This is a genomic window from Flavipsychrobacter stenotrophus (genome assembly GCF_002954265.1).
Classification (GTDB): Bacteria; Bacteroidota; Bacteroidia; order Chitinophagales; family Chitinophagaceae; genus Flavipsychrobacter; species Flavipsychrobacter stenotrophus.
Window position 1 is genome coordinate 1 of sequence record NZ_PPSL01000015.1, and the last position, 17,171, is coordinate 17,171.

Below are 17,171 nucleotides of genomic sequence, written 5' to 3' on the forward strand. Positions count from 1 at the left end.
AGGCTAAGCGGCTGGCACTAATAGCGGTAGTCAATAAGCTGCTCAAACAAGCATTTGCTATTGCGACAAAAGAAGCAATTTTTGAGAAAAATTATTTACAAAATACTTGTTTATAAACACAGTTCATCGTCATCATTAAGACATTTGAGATGGTGGGGTGATCTTGGATCGACTTTACATTAGTTTTTGTGTCTATGATTTGTTTGAGGGGCCCTATCCTACAGTGCTAAATATGGAGGAAATGAAAATTTATTATCAACACGATGATTGTATTTAATCATGTTGATAGTTCGAACCAAATTCGGAAAGCGAGATACAAACCATAGTAATCCTAACGGCCAACATCAATTGACATTAAAATGCATAAAGTGACATTTTTCTGCATCATCCTACACAACTTGACATAAACCTGGAAAGGTGCCATATCTGGGAGCATAGATTGCACTTAAAAGCAAAAAAACGGTACTATGAAAAATAAAAACGTAAACGTAAATTCGTATGACAGAACACATGACATCACCCCAGAAGAGGTAAGGAGATTTGAAAGATTTAAAAACTACACTGATGAACAGGTAAATGAACTGATAGACACCATTAAGAAATATACTCGATTTATTTATAATGTGGTTTCTAAACGGAAAAAATTTGGCAAGAAAATTGCACTACACATTGATAATCAACAAACTAAATCGGCATGAGCGACATCACACTATTCAAAACCTTTGCTAAAGGCACTCATAAGGCAAAAACTAAAGGGAACAACTGCGTTATCTATACTCGTGTTTCAACAAAAGAACAGGCCGACAACAATTTAAGCCTCGATACACAGAAGAAAGCTTGTGAAATGTTTGCTAAAAAGGGCAATCTTCAAATCATGGGCAGTTTCGGAGGCACGTTTGAGAGTGCAAAGACCGATGAAAGAAAGCAGTTCAACAACATGCTAACTTTTCTGAAGAAGAGCAGAGAGAAAATATCGCACATCATAGTATACAGCGTGGATCGGTTCAGCCGTTCCGGTGCTAATGCCATCTACATTGCCGAGCAGTTGAAAAAGCAGGGAATAGTGGTTTGCTCCGTAACGCAACCTACCGACGCATCAACGGCAAGTGGCAGTCTGCAACAAAATATACAGTTCATATTCAGCGAGTACGAAAACCAACAGCGCAGGGAGAAATGTATGGCTGGTGTAAAGGAAATGCTGCTGCGTGGTGAATGGCCTACTGCCCCGCCTATTGGTTATGACATTGTCAAATCCAATGGCAAGCGGTCTATTGTGCTCAATAAGGATGGTAGGCTGCTAAAAAAGGCGTTCCACTGGAAAGTCAAGGAAAAGGTATCCAGCGAGGAGATTATCAGGAGGCTTGCTGCACAAGGTCTGAAAATAACTAATCAGAGAATCTCAGCCTTCTTCCGCAATCCTTTTTATTGTGGCCTTATGGTTCATACTGCTTTGGAGGGACAGGTAATAGAAGGTAATCATGAGAAGATGATATCTAAAGAACTTTTCCTTGAAGCAAATGATGTACTATCTGAAAACAAGCAAGGCTATCGCACCAACCCTGAGAATGACGAAATACCGCTTAAACGGTTTTATAAGTGCGATGAGTGTGAGCAGTTTCTCAGGGCATATAAGGCTTACAAGAATCAGAAGTACTATTACAAATGCAACACAAAGGGTTGTAACTGCAATATGAGGGCTGATACTCTCCACGAGCGTTTCGCTCAAACGTTGTCAGAATACAGCCTTGAATTTGACGAGGCGATGCAGTACCTGATTAGAGAGCAAATGATTGTGGAATACAATAAGTCGAATGAGCAGAAAGAAGAGAACATTCAGAATATCGAAAAGCAATTAGCGGAGGTAGATAAGAAGTTGGAGCGTCTAGAAGAACGATATGTTTTGGAGGAAATAACAAAGGATATGTTCGATAAATTCAAGGCGAAATTCATTGACGAAAAGAAGGATATTGAAAAGGAACGGGCAAAATTTGGGAATAGGGTGTCGAACCTTGATTTATACATAGACACAGCCTTTAGAACAACCTCAAAACTCGCTCCAGAATGGGCTTCCGCTGATTATAACGACAGACAGGAACTTCAGTATATGGTCTTTCCTGAAGGAATATACTACAATCGAAAAAAAGACGAGTGTCGAACCCCAAAGGTAAATGAAGCATTCCGCTACATTGCAGGCTTGGCAAGGGTTTTAGGGGGAAAAGAAAAGAGGGAACTGCAATTTGAATTGCATGTTCCCTCTTTGGTAGCGAGAACAGGGATCGAACCTGTGACCTTCGGGTTATGAGCCCGACGAGCTACCGCTGCTCTATCTCGCGATCTGAGTGCAATAGTAGGCATGCAAACCCACTCTACCAAAACTAAATGGATATTAATAAACCCCAACTAAAATATTAGCTGATTATTGACTTAGGAAACGACTGAATATTGTCGCGGCAAGACTAACATCTAATTGTTCAATAGGATGCCCGGTATCTGGAATGATACATAATTGTGCAGTGGGCAAAGCTTTATAAACAGAAATTGTTTCTTCCATGCTTACCATTTTATCTCTATCTCCAATAGCTACCAATATTTTCTGTTGTATTTGAGCAAAGCCCTCTTTCTTCAGCGGATTATCCGCTCCCATAGCCATCATCATATCTTCTGTTCTAGCCAAAACCGTCCCCCAACCTGTAGCAGTATGCCTTGCTTTTAGTGAAGAGGCAAACTGCGGTAATTTTTGTTCAATTTTTTCCGGGTCGAGCATCTTCACCTCCTTGGTGGCCGTTTCAACGTCCCAGTGATACTTTGTTGCCAGCGTAATTACCTTATCTACTTTTTCAGGGTGGTGTTTTGCCAAATACATAGCCACATACCCGCCCATACTGTAACCGAATATCGAGGCCCTCTCAATATGGGCCTCATCCATGTACTTCAATATACACTCCGCAAAAAGAGGGATGGAGAACAGATTGCCATACATATTTTGCCCGCCATGTCCATAAAAGTCGGGCGTATAAACGTCATATTGAGTAGCAAGCATTTGCGCCAGAGGTAGCATTTGATCGCTCGCTCCAATTGCCCCGTGTAGAAATAGTAATTTCATAATTAATCAAATATAAATTTAAACAAAAAAAAACTACTTTTGGTTCTTCAAAAATCCAGCATAAATGCAATTAGCGATAATAGGAACAGGCTACGTAGGTCTGGTAACGGGAACATGTTTTGCGGAAACAGGGAACAATGTTATGTGTATCGACATTGACGAAAACAAAGTAAATAAGCTAAAGCAGGGCAAAACCCCTATTTATGAGCCTGGTCTTGAGGTATTGCTAGAGCGTAATATAAAAGAAAACCGACTTCAGTTCACTACTGATATTAATACAGGTATATCCGGTGCTAAAGTGATTTTCCTTGCACTCCCTACGCCTCCGGGCAAAGATGGCTCTGCCGATCTGCAGTATGTGCTGGATGTTGCTGCTGCCTTAAGCAAGATCATTACAACTTATACCGTTATTGTAAACAAAAGTACGGTACCTGTAGGCACGGCCGAAAAAGTACATGCGGTATTATCTCAGCACCTCGATCCATCATTATTTGATGTGGTGTCTAATCCCGAATTCCTTCGCGAGGGTGTTGCAGTAGAAGACTTCCTTAAGCCGGATCGTATTGTTATAGGTACAGAATCTGAAAAGGCAAAGAAGGTAATGGACGAATTGTACCAGCCATATATCCGCCAGGGCAATCCTATCTATTTCATGGATCCGCGCTCATCTGAAATGACCAAATACGCGGCTAACTCATACCTGGCAATGCGTATTTCGTTTATGAACGAAATGGCAAATCTTTGCGAGCGTGCCGGTGCTAATGTTGACTGGGTGCGTATAGGTATGGGTAGCGATAGCCGCATTGGCAAGCGTTTCCTTTTCCCTGGTATTGGCTACGGTGGCAGCTGCTTTCCAAAAGATGTAAAAGCTTTGGCTTTCACTGCGCAGGAAATGGACTACGACTATGCTATTATCAATACAGTAATGCAGGTAAATGACCGCCAGAAACTAATTCTGGGTCAAAAAGTAAGAAACTATTTCGGTAGTGATCTTTCTACATTCAAGTTTGCCTTGTGGGGTTTAGCGTTCAAGCCCGAGACCGACGATATACGCGATGCTCCTGCATTAGATCTGATCAACGAGTTGTTGGCAGCAGGCGCATCTGTTACGGTTTTTGACCCTGAAGCAATGGAAAATGTAAAGCAGATATTCGGCAACAAGATCCAATATGCTGAAAGCCAATATGCGGCTCTGACAGATGCACATGCGCTCATAGTTGTTACAGAATGGAGTGAGTTCCGCAATCCCGACTTCGATCGTATTGCGACAGCACTTGTTCATCCTTGCATTTTCGATGGTCGTAATGTTTATTCATTGGAAAAAATGAATGAACTTGGCTTCTACTATGAGAGTATAGGTAGAAAAACTATCCACAAACATGTGCATGACACACTGGCAATGCCTCAGAACGAGATCATTAGAGAGCGAGGTACTCTGGATTAATTAAGCATAAGCATTTTCTTTATCCCTGATAAAATAAAAGACTAAATGAGTAAACGCATACTGATTACAGGCGCAGCAGGATTCTTAGGTTCACATCTTTGCGATCGCTTTCTTAAGGAAGGGTACAATGTGGTCGGTATGGATAACCTGCTTACAGGTAACATAAAGAACATCGAACATCTTTTCCCTATAAAGGAATTTGAATTCTTCCATCACGATGTCACTAAATTCGTACACGTAGCAGGCAAAATTGACTACATCCTTCACTTTGCATCTCCTGCCAGTCCTATAGATTACCTTAAAATGCCAATTCAGACATTAAAGGTTGGCGCCATGGGTACACACCATTTACTTGGCCTGGCAAAAGCTAAAGGAGCACGTATACTGATCGCTTCTACTTCAGAGATCTATGGTGACCCGTTGGTACATCCTCAGACCGAAGAGTATTGGGGTAATGTAAATACTGTGGGACCGCGTGGTGTTTATGATGAGGCTAAGCGATACATGGAAAGTATCACTATGGCATACCACACTTTCCATCAGTTGGAGACACGTATCATCCGTATCTTCAACACATACGGTCCAAAGATGCGCCTGGATGATGGTCGTGCATTACCTACATTTATGAGTCAGGCATTAAGGGGAGAAGATCTTACTATGTTTGGCGACGGTTCACAGACGCGCTCATTCTGCTATGTAGATGATCTCGTTGAAGGTATCTATCGCTTATTGTTGTCTGACTACTCCAGTCCGGTAAACATTGGTAATCCACAAGAGATCACTTTGATGCAGTTTGCTGAAGAGGTACTGGCACTTACAGGATCAAAATCTAAGATAGTATTCAAGCCATTGCCACAAGATGACCCTAAACAACGCCAGCCGGATATTACAAAAGCCAGGAACATTCTTGGTTGGGAGCCAAAGATAGACCGTCACGAGGGTTTAAAGCGCACACTGGAATATTTCAAACTACACATCTAAGTAATTATTTACATTCCATAAGTAGAAAAAGGGTTTCGACAATATCGAAACCCTTTTTAGTATCTAACCCACAAACGCAGATCACCTGAAACCAGGCGCCATGCGCGAATTGGTATTGCGCTTACCTATGTTACGGCTATGCATAGGCCTGTAGTAAAGTGTGCATGAAGAGAAAAAGCTCGTAATGAGCACAACTGCCAGTATTTTCTTAAAGATTTTCATTGTAGTCATTTATGAATTATTGAAAATATACTATCCGAATGATTCTGCTTCCAGAAACTTGCTTTTGTAAAAATAATCATTCATTCTTAAATAACTAATCTGGTGGATATTATCTGTGATAATGATGCCTGTACAGCCTATGCCTAGGTGCCGGATATACTATTACGCATGATGCAAATGACACTATCAACAGCAAAACTGCGGTAACTTGAAATAATCGTTTCATGACCTATTGTTTTTTCTTTGAGTGTTTATGTAAGAAAAGGTTTAATAAACCCTTACAAATTGAAGTTTAAAAATTGTGTGAAAATATTTTTAACAAATCGAAGACAACTCATTCGTTTTTCATTAGGGAATATTATCTTTGCGCCAACTTAAAACATAACTAATGCCTGCTAAAATAAAACCAACCGGTTCACAGATAACGAAGCTTATCATCCATTTCGTAGTATTTATCATCGGTTCGGCTGCTATGTTATATTTATACGATCCTAATCATGGTAAAGGCAAATGGGCTTACCCATGGCCAGCGTGGACTGTTGCTGCATGGGCACTCTGCTTCATCGGCCACTACTGCATCGTATTTACAAGTTCTGAAGACAAGGGTTATGATGAATATCGTCGCCAACAGGACAAACCATTGAACTAATCAATTTCATACCGATCAATATTTCTAAACGCCTCTGCTTGCAGGGGCGTTTTTAGTTAGCTCATCTTGCCATGAACAATATACTTAAGTACAGAACTGCATCAACTTTGGATATCTCTCAATTAAAGAACCTTGCGTTACTTGCATACGGTCAATTTAAAGACGTGCTGGGCATAGAAAATTGGCAGATCATGGAAAGCAATCTTTCCAGCGAAGAAAAGATCGCTGATCTCCTTTCAAAAGCAACCTGTTTTGTTTGCACAGATGGAACAACAATAGTAGGTATGGCCTACCTAATGCCACAGGGAAACCCGACACCAATTTTCCAGGCAAACTGGAGCTATCTCAGACTGGTGGCAGTGCATCCTGATCACAATGGCAAGGGTATTGCCAAAACCCTGACTCAACTTTGCATAGACCATGCTAAACAAAACAATGAGCACACCATAGCCCTACATACATCGGAGTTTATGGATGCAGCACGACATATCTATGAAGGATTTGGATTCAAGCAATTAAAGGAAATAGAACCGCTATTTGGTAAGCGGTACTGGATATATACTTTGGATCTTGATCGATAGTTTTCGCTAAACCTAAACTACTATCTGCTTAGCTTATTTTCGCCCAATGCGACTGAGACGCATGATTCCTTAACGTTGTTTTTAAACCCTGATGTTGTGGCAATTCTAATCGAGGATCTGCTGTAAGTAAGGCCAAGGCAGCGTGCCGTGTTTCTTCAAGAATAGCGCTATCATGTACTATATCTGCCAGTTTAAATTTCAGCACGCCACTTTGTTTCGTTCCATACATATCACCAGGCCCGCGCATGGCCAGATCTTCTTCAGCTATCTTAAATCCATCTGTCGTTGAGACCATGATGTTAATGCGCTTTACACTCTCTTCGCCTACTTTGCTACCTGTCATTAATATACAGTAAGACTGTTCTGCCCCCCTACCCACTCGCCCACGTAACTGGTGCATTTGTGACAGACCAAAACGCTCAGCGCTCTCTAGCAGCATTACCGAAGCATTGGGTACATTTACCCCTACCTCTATTACTGTTGTAGCCACAAGTATATTGGCCTCTCCCTTTACAAAACGGGCCATGTTACGCTCCTTCAGCTCGGCTTCCATGCGCCCATGCACCATGGCTGTTCTATAGCGATCTTCGCTAAACCACATTTTCACTTGTTCGTAGCCTTGCATAAGGCTTTCATAATCCAGCTTTTCCGACTCTTCAATTAAGGGGTATACAATATATGCCTGCCTGCCTTTATCTATTTCATGCCGCATGAATTCCATTACCTTAGCACGGGCGGTATCTCTCCGGTGAACAGTCTTTATTTCTTGTCTGCCGGGTGGCAATTCATCGATCACAGACACTTCCAGGTCGCCATAAAGCGTCATAGCCAATGTGCGGGGAATAGGTGTTGCGGTCATAACCAACACATGTGGCGGTAGCTCATTTTTCTTCCACAACTTAGCCCGCTGCCCTACACCAAATCGGTGTTGCTCATCAATCACAGCAAGACCAAGGTTTTTGAAAATCACCGGGTCTTCAATTAATGCATGAGTACCCGCCACAAAAGATAACGAACCATCTGCCAGCCCTGCAAGAATCGCTTTCCGCTCTTTGCCTTTAATATTACCTGTCAGCAGTTTTATGGTGATGCCCATTTCTTCCAACAGGCCCGATATGCTATTAAAGTGCTGTGTAGCCAGTATCTCTGTAGGTGCCATTATGCAGGCCTGGAAGCCATTGTCTAATGCCAGCAGCATAGACATCAATGCCACTATGGTCTTACCACTACCCACATCACCTTGCAGCAACCTATTCATTTGTCGGCCGGTTGCAGTGTCCTGTCTTATTTCTTTGAGTACCCTTTTCTGCGCACCTGTTAATTGAAATGGCAGGTGGTGATTAAAGAATGTATTGAACGCACCGCCTACTTTATCAAATATCCACCCACGTTGTATGGTATGCTGCAAGCGCAACCTGCCTATTAATATCTGAGATATGAACAGCTCTTCCCACTTCATTCTGTAGCGGGCCATTTCTTCATGGTGCTCGGTATCGGGGTAATGCAGCCATCTTATAGCACTATAACGGTTACATAGTTGATACTGGCTAAGAATAGCTGATGGCAATATTTCAGGGATGTCGTGTGGCTTTACCTTCTCAAAAAGGCTTTGCGTTATTTTAGCAAAAGACCGGTTGGTTATACCTCGTAACCTCAGTTTTTCTGTAGTACTATATACCGGCTGCCTGCCCGGGATATTGGTATCGCTATTCCATGCCTCTATTTCAGGATGGCTGATGTTATAGTAACCGCCATAGTGAGCTACCTTACCAAATACAATATAGCGCTCTCCCTCTGTAATACTCTTCTTTACCCAGTTTATGTTCTGGAACCATACCAGTTCTATCCGCCGGGTATCATCATAGAGGGTTGCAGTTAATCGCTTTTTACGACCATCCCCTTCTTCACCAATATTGATGAGTATGCCTGCAAACTGGGCAAATTCAGTCAAGCCATTTACAGCGGCTATCTTGGTTATCTGGCTTCTATCAAAGTACCGGTAGGGAAAATGATACAACAGGTCCTCGAAAGTGGCAATACCCAACTCCGTACGCAGCAACTCGCCACGCATGGGACCGACGCCTTTCAGAAACTCTATTGGCGACTCTAATATGGATGTACCGTTATTGATGCCGCAAATTTAATAGATAGTACGGTAGGAACAACGAGCACAGGTATTTTTACCTGTACGATTATAATTGAAAGCTTTAAAGTTTTATAACGGAATTGCTGACTATGGATATTTGCTTTCAACGCAAATGATCTTACTCGTAAATTGCCTGTTTTCAAAGAAATCAAATACACTTATTGCGCCTTCTTTTTTGCTGCCAGTTACGTCCAACTTATATCGGGTAAGTTCTCTTTTCAGGTCATCATACCTAATTGCAAACAATGGCTGATGAGGTGTGCTTGCACAAGGTATTTTACTTTCATCCACCCAATATATCTGCCCATCCTTTTTACGGCCTTTATAATTCACTGTGCCCTCAATACCAGATATATAAGGTCCCAACCACAGAATGTGCACCACCATTTTACCCAAGTCCCTATCGAACAGCCATTCTTCTACCATTAAATATTTGCTCACGCAAGCACTATCTCCGCGTTTTATCTCTTTGGCCAACAAGTCTAGGGTGCTATCGTTCACCTTAAACTTGTCCCCAGCAAGATCGGTGATCGCCACCACATTTTCTTTAGCAAGCTTACGGAACAGATCGTTGATAGTAATACTGTTCCCCGCTGAGTCTTTCATTTCCAGCAATGGCGTATTGTAAGCGTTAGTCAGATCTACTTCCCTCATTACTATTTTTTTCCATAATACACTTGACTCCCGCACGTCAGTCCAGTGCACAGCAGCAGTTCTATCTTTTGTTTTTATTTTCCCATTTTGCGCCTTGGCAATTGCGCCCGGGATGAGGAAAAAAACTAAAAATGTTATGAATAAGCGACTCATAGCAGTGAACATCAGGCTTTAATTGTGCAATGAATAAATTTACATATAGCACAAACGTAACTTACTTCTCCCTTTTATACTGCTTAAACAACAACTCCAGCCCGGGCACTTTAGTATTCAAAAAGTTTTTCTGATTGCCAACCATCCTGCTCAGGTCGCCCACACTTTTTGCCTGCTCAAATTGATGCACTTTATGCTCGCTTATAATGCCCGAATGCATCATGCACGACAAGTACAGGTTATTGCTGTAATTGGCCTGCACCAATACCGACAAATCTTTATTGAATAATGCTACCAGCATTTCCTTCCCATCCACAACTATATTTATCTGCTGCGCCTCCCAGTATTGTAGTGCATCTGCGGCCTGATCTGGAATAACAACAGCTATCTTTTTATCCATTTTTATTGCTGAATAGGCCTGCACAAATACTTCCACACCTCTTTTGGCCGCTTCATTAAGTACAGACACCACCTGCTGCAGCGTACCGGGAAATGCATCTACCACTATTATTTGCTCTGCCCTGGCAATCATTTCCTTTACCCGCTGAAACACTGCATCCGCAGTCTGTAGGGTATATATCCCCTCTTCACTTTTTGCCTCTTTTATTTTATTCAGTGCATCTACAGCATTTCCGGTTTTGCGCTTGTAGGCTGTTTCCAACTGTTTTACAACTGTTTCTATTGGCAGCGCCTTGCATACCCGCACCTCACCTTCCATCACTTCTATTGCCCCTTCCCGCGAAAGTACATCAACAGCCTTATATACGTTAGCGGTCGGCCTGCCTATCAGCTTGCCTATTTTGTACGCTGTTTGTGCACCATGCTTTAACAATCCCACATACACCTCTGCTTCAAGCGTATTAAATCCCAATTCTGCGAATATCTCTTCCGGACTCATAAAATATTTCTTACTGCAAATGTAGTATTATAAAGATATACTACTACATTTGTTTTAAATAAAAACATACCATGGACACAAATAAAATCAAAAGGAATTTGCGCCTGAGTGCAATTGTAACCATTCTTTCCCTAACATCATTGAGGACAATTACCAAACATAGTAATATAAGAGCGGTAGATATGGTAGCCATCTTAGGTGCCGGTATGTGTATTGGCGTGTTACTGGTAAATATCTTTATGCTGATAAACAGGAAGAAGATTGCAGAGTAAACCCTCTTTGCGCTGTTACAATTGCAATAATCCTTTGCGCTTCCCGGCCTACCGTCAGGCAGCTTTGTGGACTGCCTTTGTACTCACAGCATGAACCTACCCAACACACTAATTTTAACTTTCCAATCCAAGCCTACATATCACCGCTAAATATTACCTTTGGCTGCGGGCAGATATACTGCCTATACATCAGGATGAAAAAAAATATTGCACTACTTGCAGGGGGCTATTCGGGCGAGTTCGTTATTTCAATAAAGACTGCCGAAACCATCGAAAAGAACTTAGACACCAACTTGTATAATGTTTACAAGATCATAGTCACAAAAGACGAATGGTATCATGAACATGGTAAGAAAATACAGGTGGATAAAAACGATTTTTCCCTGTTAGTAGATGGTCACAAAATAACCTTCGATTGCGTATTCATAGCCATGCACGGCTCTCCGGGAGAAGATGGCCGCATACAGGGTTATCTGGACATGATGCAGATACCATACACTACCTGCAATGCAATAGTGTCCGCGCTCACCTTCAATAAGAGTTATTGCAATAAGGTTGTCAAAGCATTCAATGTGGTAAACATCGCCAATTCGGTACACCTCATTAAGGGTGAGCCTTATTCCATGGGAGCCGTGCTTGATGAGTTAAAACTCCCGGTATTTGTGAAACCCAATGAAAGTGGCAGTAGCCTGGGCGTAAGCAAAGTAAAAAATGTTGAGGAACTGCTACCAGCTATAGAGAAGGCATTCGGAGAAGACAAACAGGTGCTGATAGAAGAATTTATTGAAGGTCGTGAATTAACCATTGGTGTTTACAAAGTAAATGGTTTGCTAACGGCATTGCCTGCTACTGAAATACTGAGCCAGAACGAGTTTTTTGATTACGAAGCCAAGTATACACCAGGAGTGACCAAAGAGATAACCCCGGCGCAAATACCTGCACAAGTAAAGGAACAACTCGAAACGAAAGCCATGTACATATACCGCCATCTTAACTGCCGTGGTATTGTGCGTATGGATTTCATTCTTGAAGCTAAGACAAACAAGCTTTTCTTCCTTGAAGTAAATACTATGCCTGGTCAGAGCGAGAACAGTATTGTTCCGCAGCAGGTAAGGGCGGCGGGTATGGATCTGAAGAAATTTTATGGAGACTTGCTCGAAGATTGTCTGAGAAATCATTCTTTATAATACTTATATTTATACTCTGATTCCATATCCTTTATGAAGGAAGAAGTAAAAAGGTCATTCTGGTTTAATTTTCTGGTGGTAGCGGCTACGTTCACTGGCATCTACATTATATTTTTCTGGGCGTTGGGGTGTCTTACACATCATGGCGAAATGGTAAAAATACCTAACCTGAAGGGTAAGCATATGAACGAGGCTATTGCACAGCTGCATGATATGCATTTCGATGTGCATGTCGATTCTACTTATGATCCTCTGGCTAAACCTTTGGCTGTCCTCAAGCAAGTACCCGATACCGGTTCTACAGTAAAATCTGGTCGTATTGTTATGATCACGGTCAATAGCGTAACGCCAATGCGGGTTCCTATGCCTAACCTCATTAGTCTTTCATTCAGAAGTGCAGAGATGTTACTGAAAAACAATAAGATGTTTGTTGGTGATACTACTTATGTACCTGATATTGCCCGTGGTGCTATTAAAGAGCAGAGATTTAAAGGCCACGCTATAAGGCCAGGTGAAATGATACCACAGGGTAGCCGTATTGACCTTGTAATTGGTAACGGCTTGGGTAATACAGATCTAAACGTTCCCGACCTTGTACATATGACCGTTGATGAGGCAACCGCAATAGTGAATGCCAACAACCTGATACTTAATTTAGTTGTGGAGTCCGGAAGCGGCGAGATATACGATACCCCTAACGCCTTCATTATACGCCAGGTGCAGAAACCACTCAATGATGCAGGCCAGCCCAGCAAGATAAAGATGGGCGATATTATTGATGTATTTATAAAGCAAAAACCTGAGCCTGATGACTACGAAGGGGGCAATAAACCACCTATAGAAGCCGTTAAAGACAAAACATTTGACCCCGAGGACGGAAACTAGTGAAAAACACAACATTAATAATATTCTCGTGTTTACTATATATTCTTAACCAGGCTTTTCCGGCCAATGGGCAGGAACACGCAGGCCCATTAGGCGCTAATCCTCAATTGTTTAGCAAGCAAGGAAAGCATAACGTTGCTAAGAAAATAACTGCTATAACCCTGCCCTTCTTTGAAGACTTTACAGGTTATGATCTCTACCCCGACAACTCTAAGTGGATAGAGAAACAGGTATATATCAATAACACAATGTGCGTTAGCCCTATAAGCAGGGGTGTTGCTACTTTCGACGCACTCAATGAATTGGGCCACCCATGGGACCCGAGCAGTAATAATAATTTCCGCTATACCGATAGTCTTACCTCTCAGCCATTCGACCTTACCGGTTACACTCCAAACGACAGTCTTTATCTCAGTTTCTTCTACCAACCTCAGGGTTTGGGATTCTTTCCACTCGTTGCCGATTCTTTGGTACTTTTTATGAGGATCCGCTACGGCGATTGGCTGCCGGTTTGGAAAATGCAGGGGTCATCACTACAGCCATTTAAGCAGGTAATGATTCCAATTACAGATACGCTGTATTTTTATGATGCCTTCCAATTTCGGTTCGCCAATATTGCAGCGCTCAACTACTCAGATGCTATCTGGAACCTTGATTACGTTAGATTTGATGCAGGCCGCAATATGTACGATACGCTTGTAAATGACATTGCCTATTCGTCTAACCCTACTCCACTGCTCAACGACTATACATCTATGCCCTACAGGCAGTTTATTGCCAATACAGCCGGTGAGCGGGCACTTAGTTATAGAGATAGCATCCATAACAACTACGATAGTCCACAACCTGTTACTTATGGGTTTACTGCCAAAGATGAAGGCAGCGGTACTATTCTGCAATCTACTGTAACTAACACCGCTACATTAAACCCAACCGGTATACAACAGTTAGCTAACAATGCCTATACTACTACAGTACCAGCAGGTATTTATGATAAGGTAGTTTTTGAGAACAAGTATTTTGTTCAAAGCACCACAGCCACAGGATCTTTACCCAACGACACTATAGTTAAAGAACAGGTGTTTGATAATTACCTTGCTTATGACGATGGATCTGCTGAGCAGAGTTATTACCTTAGCCTGTTCCCATCTCTTCCGGGTAAAATTGAGATCGAGCATCATCTCAACGTAGCCGATAGTATGCAGGGTATGGCCATCTATTTTGGACGTACAGCTCCATCTCAATCATACAAATCATTTTCAATAGAAGTATACTCGCAGTTAGCCGGTATCAATGGTGCAGTAGCAGATAACCTGCTTTATGTTCAAGATCCCTGTTATCCCGGTTACGCCGATACTGTAAACAACTTCTGGATATATAAATTTGATACTCCATTGCCACTGCCGGCAGGCACGTTTTATACAGGTGTAATGATGCCCGCAGAAAGTAGCAGCGACAGCCTTTACTTTGGCTTTGATCTGAACCGGATCGGCGGAAATCATGCCTATTACAATGTACTCTCTTCATGGAATCCATCCTTACTGCATGGCGCGATAATGATGCGTCCACTAATGGGGCAGGACATAAAAGCAAGTGGCATAGAACCAGTAGTCGGTGCTAAAAAAGACATTTGGGAAGTATTCCCGAATCCCGCGTCTAATGAGATCAGCATTTCATTTCCGGGAGATGGAACTGCAAACTATATTATAACCAACATACAAGGGCAAACAGTAAAAACAGGCAATACTGTTAATGGTAGCAGTGTAGACGTTACAGCACTACATGCTGGTATGTACTTTATCAATATCTCCTGTAATGGGATAGCCGGGACGCCTAAGAAATTTATTAAATTATAACTGATGAAAAATATTACAGCTGAAGAACTAAAGAGCAGGCTGAGCAGCGGCGAAAAGCTAAACATAGTAGACGTGCGCGAACCATCTGAATACGCAGAAATCAACATCAATGGGAAGCTTGTGCCTCTAGGCAAGATCATGGGCATGCAGTTTGATGATATCGAAGACCTTAAAGATGAAGAGGTAATTGTGCATTGCAAAGCAGGCATGCGCAGTATGCAGGCATGTGTATTTATGGAACAGGCCGGCTTCACCAATGTAGTGAACCTGGTGGGCGGCATGGATGCATGGAAGAAGCTGGGATAAACATATTACCCGGAAAGAGTGATCGATCTTGAATTTTAATTAATTGCAGATAGATAGATTGTTAAACAAAATCTCAGCTCATAGAGCAAGGTAACAATAGCAAATGCACGAAATAGAACCTTTCTATAACTGGCGTCACTTATACAATGCAGAAGAAGATGAGCAATCTCCTTTCTACGGCATAGAGCATAGCGAGTTTGAATTCTCCAATACCGTTTACAACTATTACATACATCCTCAGTGGGATGAATTTGGTTCGCGCACACTCTATCTTAAGGTATTGTTTGTGGACTATGAACTTAACTACGCTATTATAGAAATGATAGGCGAATGGAATGATGCTGTGGAAAACGACATCATGCAACTGAAGCGATCAGTTATTGACCTCATGATCAAAGATCACATATCTAAATTCATTCTGGTCACTGAGAACGTACTTAACTTCCATAGTAGCGACCGTGAATACTACGAAGAATGGATAGAAGATATTAAAGATGATGGAGGCTGGGTTTGTTCCATCAACATGCCGGAACAAACCCAGCACGACTTCCACAAATCAAAAATAGATCGGAATATTACTTTTATGGAAGAACCAAACTGGCGTACGTATAAACCAGATCTATTCTTCCAGCTGGTAGATAATAGGATGCTTAGATTATTGGATTAAAGGAAGAATACCGTCTGATACTTTTGATAGTAGCTTTTACATTCTGTTGCACTACGGCACCAACTCTATCTCTTTTGAATTATTATAGAAGATAGATGTAGTACCACCCGCGGTACTATCAGGTACATGTACAGGTATTTCCTTTACCCTTATCAATTGTACAGTCAGCTTTCCTACGGGAAAATCGGCTAAGGCAGATGGGGCTACTGTCACAGTAGTCCCCGATATATTTTGGTCATTCACTGCACTACCAAGCGTAGATACCCTCACTACAATTTTTTCGTCGGCGCCCAATGTTGACCCCGTCCAACCGAAACTAAACCCAGCCGACTTCGACACCGTATCTGGTAACGAAACAAAATTGATATCACCAATATCACTTCGCCTTACAACATTACCTATGATCTTCCCTGACGGTTTAGTAAGCATAAAAGAGGCATCAAAAAAACCGGGACCATTCCATTCATAAATTGTTTTATCGATCAATGAAGTAGAGGGCGATGCACCATTCATCTTCACAGAAGAACCGTTCCCCAATTCGACACGTGTACCACTTCCATTGCGCACCAGGTAATGAGCCACACATGAAGTGGTGTTACCGGCCTTATAATAGGTGACCGAGTACACCTGATAATACGGCACATTGGTATCCAGATCATTAGAGTCTATTTTGCTGCAGCCCCCACCATATATTGCCAAGCCTATTATTGATAAAACAAAAATTGTCCTTTTCATAAGATCGCTCTTGTCAAATCAATACAAAACATACGCCAACAGCAATGAGAAATTCCAATTCGCACAGTAGAGATTCAGATAAATGCGTCGGGCATCCTTCCATTCCTTTAATCCTTTAAATCCTGGTTCAGACAATGTCGGCGGAATGGGCATAAACGAAGAAAGCCTCGACACAACGTGTCAAGGCTTTCTAAATAAATATGGCAACTACCTACTCCAATCCCGCACGTTCGGGATGGTGTAGTATGATCGGTCATGGGCCTAAAAGCAAATAACCCTTAGCAAATTAATGCTAAGGGTTATTTAATAAATATGGCAACTACCTACTCTCCCACATTGTTGTGTAGTACCATCGGCCATGGGGGGCTTAACTGCTCTGTTCGGAATGGGAAGAGGTGAACACCCCCGGTAAAATCACCATAAGATCTTACC

General features: G+C 42.0%; 18 protein-coding genes, 1 tRNA gene and 1 rRNA gene. 12 read left to right on the forward strand and 8 right to left on the reverse strand.

The window, feature by feature from the left end; genetic code table 11:
- Positions 1–467 precede the first annotated feature (467 nt).
- Together CJD36_RS22660 and CJD36_RS24080 are read left to right on the forward strand one after the other, a co-directional pair.
- Positions 468–698, forward strand: coding sequence for a hypothetical protein (locus CJD36_RS22660; protein ID WP_105041495.1), 231 nt, complete (start codon positions 468–470; stop codon positions 696–698).
- Positions 695–2,302 carry a recombinase family protein gene (locus CJD36_RS24080; protein WP_394337904.1) on the forward strand — a complete coding sequence of 536 codons (1,608 nt, stop codon included), beginning with the start codon at positions 695–697 and terminating at the stop codon, positions 2,300–2,302. The genes CJD36_RS22660 and CJD36_RS24080 overlap by 4 nt, the downstream gene beginning before the upstream one ends.
- Here the strand turns inward: CJD36_RS24080 and CJD36_RS22670 are convergent.
- Both CJD36_RS22670 and CJD36_RS22675 read right to left on the reverse strand, forming a co-directional pair.
- Positions 2,259–2,333: transfer RNA gene (locus CJD36_RS22670), tRNA-Met, on the reverse strand. The genes CJD36_RS24080 and CJD36_RS22670 overlap by 44 nt on opposite strands.
- 83 nt (positions 2,334–2,416) lie before the next feature.
- Positions 2,417–3,103 (reverse strand): alpha/beta fold hydrolase, encoded by a 687-nt coding sequence (locus CJD36_RS22675; protein ID WP_105041496.1) that lies wholly within the window; start codon positions 3,101–3,103, stop codon positions 2,417–2,419.
- A 64-nt stretch (positions 3,104–3,167) separates the two neighbouring features.
- Here CJD36_RS22675 and CJD36_RS22680 point away from each other — a divergent pair, with 64 nt between their 5' ends.
- Both CJD36_RS22680 and CJD36_RS22685 read left to right on the forward strand, forming a co-directional pair.
- Positions 3,168–4,547: a UDP-glucose dehydrogenase family protein gene (locus CJD36_RS22680; RefSeq protein WP_105041497.1), complete on the forward strand. Its 1,380-nt coding sequence runs from the start codon at positions 3,168–3,170 to the stop codon at positions 4,545–4,547.
- Between the two features lie 45 nt (positions 4,548–4,592).
- Positions 4,593–5,528 (forward strand): UDP-glucuronic acid decarboxylase family protein, encoded by a 936-nt coding sequence (locus CJD36_RS22685; RefSeq protein WP_105041498.1) that lies wholly within the window; start codon positions 4,593–4,595, stop codon positions 5,526–5,528.
- 81 nt (positions 5,529–5,609) lie between these two features.
- Here CJD36_RS22685 and CJD36_RS23370 read toward each other — a convergent pair whose 3' ends face one another.
- The gene (locus tag CJD36_RS23370; RefSeq protein WP_161499426.1) at positions 5,610–5,750 is read right to left on the reverse strand and encodes a hypothetical protein; all 141 of its coding nucleotides are present in this window, start codon (positions 5,748–5,750) and stop codon (positions 5,610–5,612) included.
- Positions 5,751–6,138: 388 nt separating this feature from the next.
- On the opposite strand from CJD36_RS23370, the gene CJD36_RS22690 reads away from it, so the two are divergent.
- Entirely contained in the window at positions 6,139–6,399 is a 261-nt protein-coding gene (locus CJD36_RS22690; RefSeq protein ID WP_105041499.1) for a 2TM domain-containing protein, read from the forward strand.
- Positions 6,400–6,470: 71 nt separating this feature from the next.
- Positions 6,471–6,980 (forward strand): GNAT family N-acetyltransferase, encoded by a 510-nt coding sequence (locus tag CJD36_RS22695; RefSeq protein WP_105041500.1) that lies wholly within the window; start codon positions 6,471–6,473, stop codon positions 6,978–6,980.
- Between the two features lie 28 nt (positions 6,981–7,008).
- Here the strand turns inward: CJD36_RS22695 and recG are convergent, their stop codons facing one another.
- The 3 genes from recG to CJD36_RS22710 all read right to left on the reverse strand — a co-directional run bounded on the left by recG (position 7,009) and on the right by CJD36_RS22710 (position 10,831).
- A complete protein-coding gene (gene recG, locus CJD36_RS22700; RefSeq protein ID WP_317047184.1) occupies positions 7,009–9,120 on the reverse strand; it encodes an ATP-dependent DNA helicase RecG in 2,112 nt (703 codons plus the stop codon).
- Positions 9,121–9,213: 93 nt separating this feature from the next.
- Positions 9,214–9,945, reverse strand: coding sequence for a hypothetical protein (locus CJD36_RS22705; RefSeq protein ID WP_105041502.1), 732 nt, complete (start codon positions 9,943–9,945; stop codon positions 9,214–9,216).
- Positions 9,946–9,994: 49 nt separating this feature from the next.
- Positions 9,995–10,831, reverse strand: coding sequence for a TrmB family transcriptional regulator (locus CJD36_RS22710; protein WP_105041503.1), 837 nt, complete (start codon positions 10,829–10,831; stop codon positions 9,995–9,997).
- 71 nt (positions 10,832–10,902) lie between these two features.
- On the opposite strand from CJD36_RS22710, the gene CJD36_RS22715 reads away from it, so the two are divergent.
- From CJD36_RS22715 to CJD36_RS22740, 6 genes are all read left to right on the forward strand, one after another.
- Positions 10,903–11,103 carry a hypothetical protein gene (locus tag CJD36_RS22715; RefSeq protein WP_105041504.1) on the forward strand — a complete coding sequence of 67 codons (201 nt, stop codon included), beginning with the start codon at positions 10,903–10,905 and terminating at the stop codon, positions 11,101–11,103.
- Between the two features lie 194 nt (positions 11,104–11,297).
- Positions 11,298–12,290: a D-alanine--D-alanine ligase gene (locus tag CJD36_RS22720; RefSeq protein WP_105041505.1), complete on the forward strand. Its 993-nt coding sequence runs from the start codon at positions 11,298–11,300 to the stop codon at positions 12,288–12,290.
- Positions 12,291–12,323: 33 nt separating this feature from the next.
- Complete coding sequence (locus CJD36_RS22725; RefSeq protein ID WP_105041506.1) at positions 12,324–13,175, forward strand: PASTA domain-containing protein; 852 nt, start codon at positions 12,324–12,326, stop codon at positions 13,173–13,175.
- Entirely contained in the window at positions 13,175–15,031 is a 1,857-nt protein-coding gene (locus CJD36_RS22730) for a T9SS type A sorting domain-containing protein (RefSeq protein ID WP_105041507.1), read from the forward strand. Before CJD36_RS22725 ends, CJD36_RS22730 begins: the two co-directional genes overlap by 1 nt.
- Positions 15,032–15,034: 3 nt before the next feature.
- Positions 15,035–15,337: a rhodanese-like domain-containing protein gene (locus CJD36_RS22735; RefSeq protein ID WP_105041508.1), complete on the forward strand. Its 303-nt coding sequence runs from the start codon at positions 15,035–15,037 to the stop codon at positions 15,335–15,337.
- A gap of 103 nt (positions 15,338–15,440) precedes the next feature.
- Complete coding sequence (locus CJD36_RS22740; protein WP_105041509.1) at positions 15,441–16,004, forward strand: hypothetical protein; 564 nt, start codon at positions 15,441–15,443, stop codon at positions 16,002–16,004.
- A 51-nt stretch (positions 16,005–16,055) separates the two neighbouring features.
- On the opposite strand, the gene CJD36_RS22745 is transcribed toward CJD36_RS22740, so the two are convergent.
- Together CJD36_RS22745 and rrf are read right to left on the reverse strand one after the other, a co-directional pair.
- Positions 16,056–16,739, reverse strand: coding sequence for a hypothetical protein (locus CJD36_RS22745; RefSeq protein ID WP_105041510.1), 684 nt, complete (start codon positions 16,737–16,739; stop codon positions 16,056–16,058).
- 310 nt (positions 16,740–17,049) lie between these two features.
- Positions 17,050–17,161 (reverse strand): 5S ribosomal RNA (gene rrf, locus CJD36_RS22750).
- Between the last annotated feature and the right edge of the window lie 10 nt (positions 17,162–17,171).

Coding starts and splice junctions, on each gene's coding strand:
- CJD36_RS22685 (WP_105041498.1), top strand. CDS start 4,593: ATGAGTAAACGCATACTGATTACAGGCGCAGCAGGATTCTTAGGTTCA.
- CJD36_RS23370 (WP_161499426.1), bottom strand. CDS start 5,750: ATGAAAATCTTTAAGAAAATACTGGCAGTTGTGCTCATTACGAGCTTT.
- CJD36_RS22710 (WP_105041503.1), bottom strand. CDS start 10,831: ATGAGTCCGGAAGAGATATTCGCAGAATTGGGATTTAATACGCTTGAA.
- CJD36_RS22715 (WP_105041504.1), top strand. CDS start 10,903: ATGGACACAAATAAAATCAAAAGGAATTTGCGCCTGAGTGCAATTGTA.
- CJD36_RS22695 (WP_105041500.1), top strand. CDS start 6,471: ATGAACAATATACTTAAGTACAGAACTGCATCAACTTTGGATATCTCT.
- CJD36_RS22725 (WP_105041506.1), top strand. CDS start 12,324: ATGAAGGAAGAAGTAAAAAGGTCATTCTGGTTTAATTTTCTGGTGGTA.
- CJD36_RS22720 (WP_105041505.1), top strand. CDS start 11,298: ATGAAAAAAAATATTGCACTACTTGCAGGGGGCTATTCGGGCGAGTTC.
- CJD36_RS22740 (WP_105041509.1), top strand. CDS start 15,441: ATGCACGAAATAGAACCTTTCTATAACTGGCGTCACTTATACAATGCA.
- CJD36_RS24080 (WP_394337904.1), top strand. CDS start 695: ATGAGCGACATCACACTATTCAAAACCTTTGCTAAAGGCACTCATAAG.
- CJD36_RS22705 (WP_105041502.1), bottom strand. CDS start 9,945: ATGTTCACTGCTATGAGTCGCTTATTCATAACATTTTTAGTTTTTTTC.
- CJD36_RS22735 (WP_105041508.1), top strand. CDS start 15,035: ATGAAAAATATTACAGCTGAAGAACTAAAGAGCAGGCTGAGCAGCGGC.
- CJD36_RS22675 (WP_105041496.1), bottom strand. CDS start 3,103: ATGAAATTACTATTTCTACACGGGGCAATTGGAGCGAGCGATCAAATG.
- CJD36_RS22660 (WP_105041495.1), top strand. CDS start 468: ATGAAAAATAAAAACGTAAACGTAAATTCGTATGACAGAACACATGAC.
- CJD36_RS22745 (WP_105041510.1), bottom strand. CDS start 16,739: ATGAAAAGGACAATTTTTGTTTTATCAATAATAGGCTTGGCAATATAT.
- CJD36_RS22690 (WP_105041499.1), top strand. CDS start 6,139: ATGCCTGCTAAAATAAAACCAACCGGTTCACAGATAACGAAGCTTATC.
- CJD36_RS22680 (WP_105041497.1), top strand. CDS start 3,168: ATGCAATTAGCGATAATAGGAACAGGCTACGTAGGTCTGGTAACGGGA.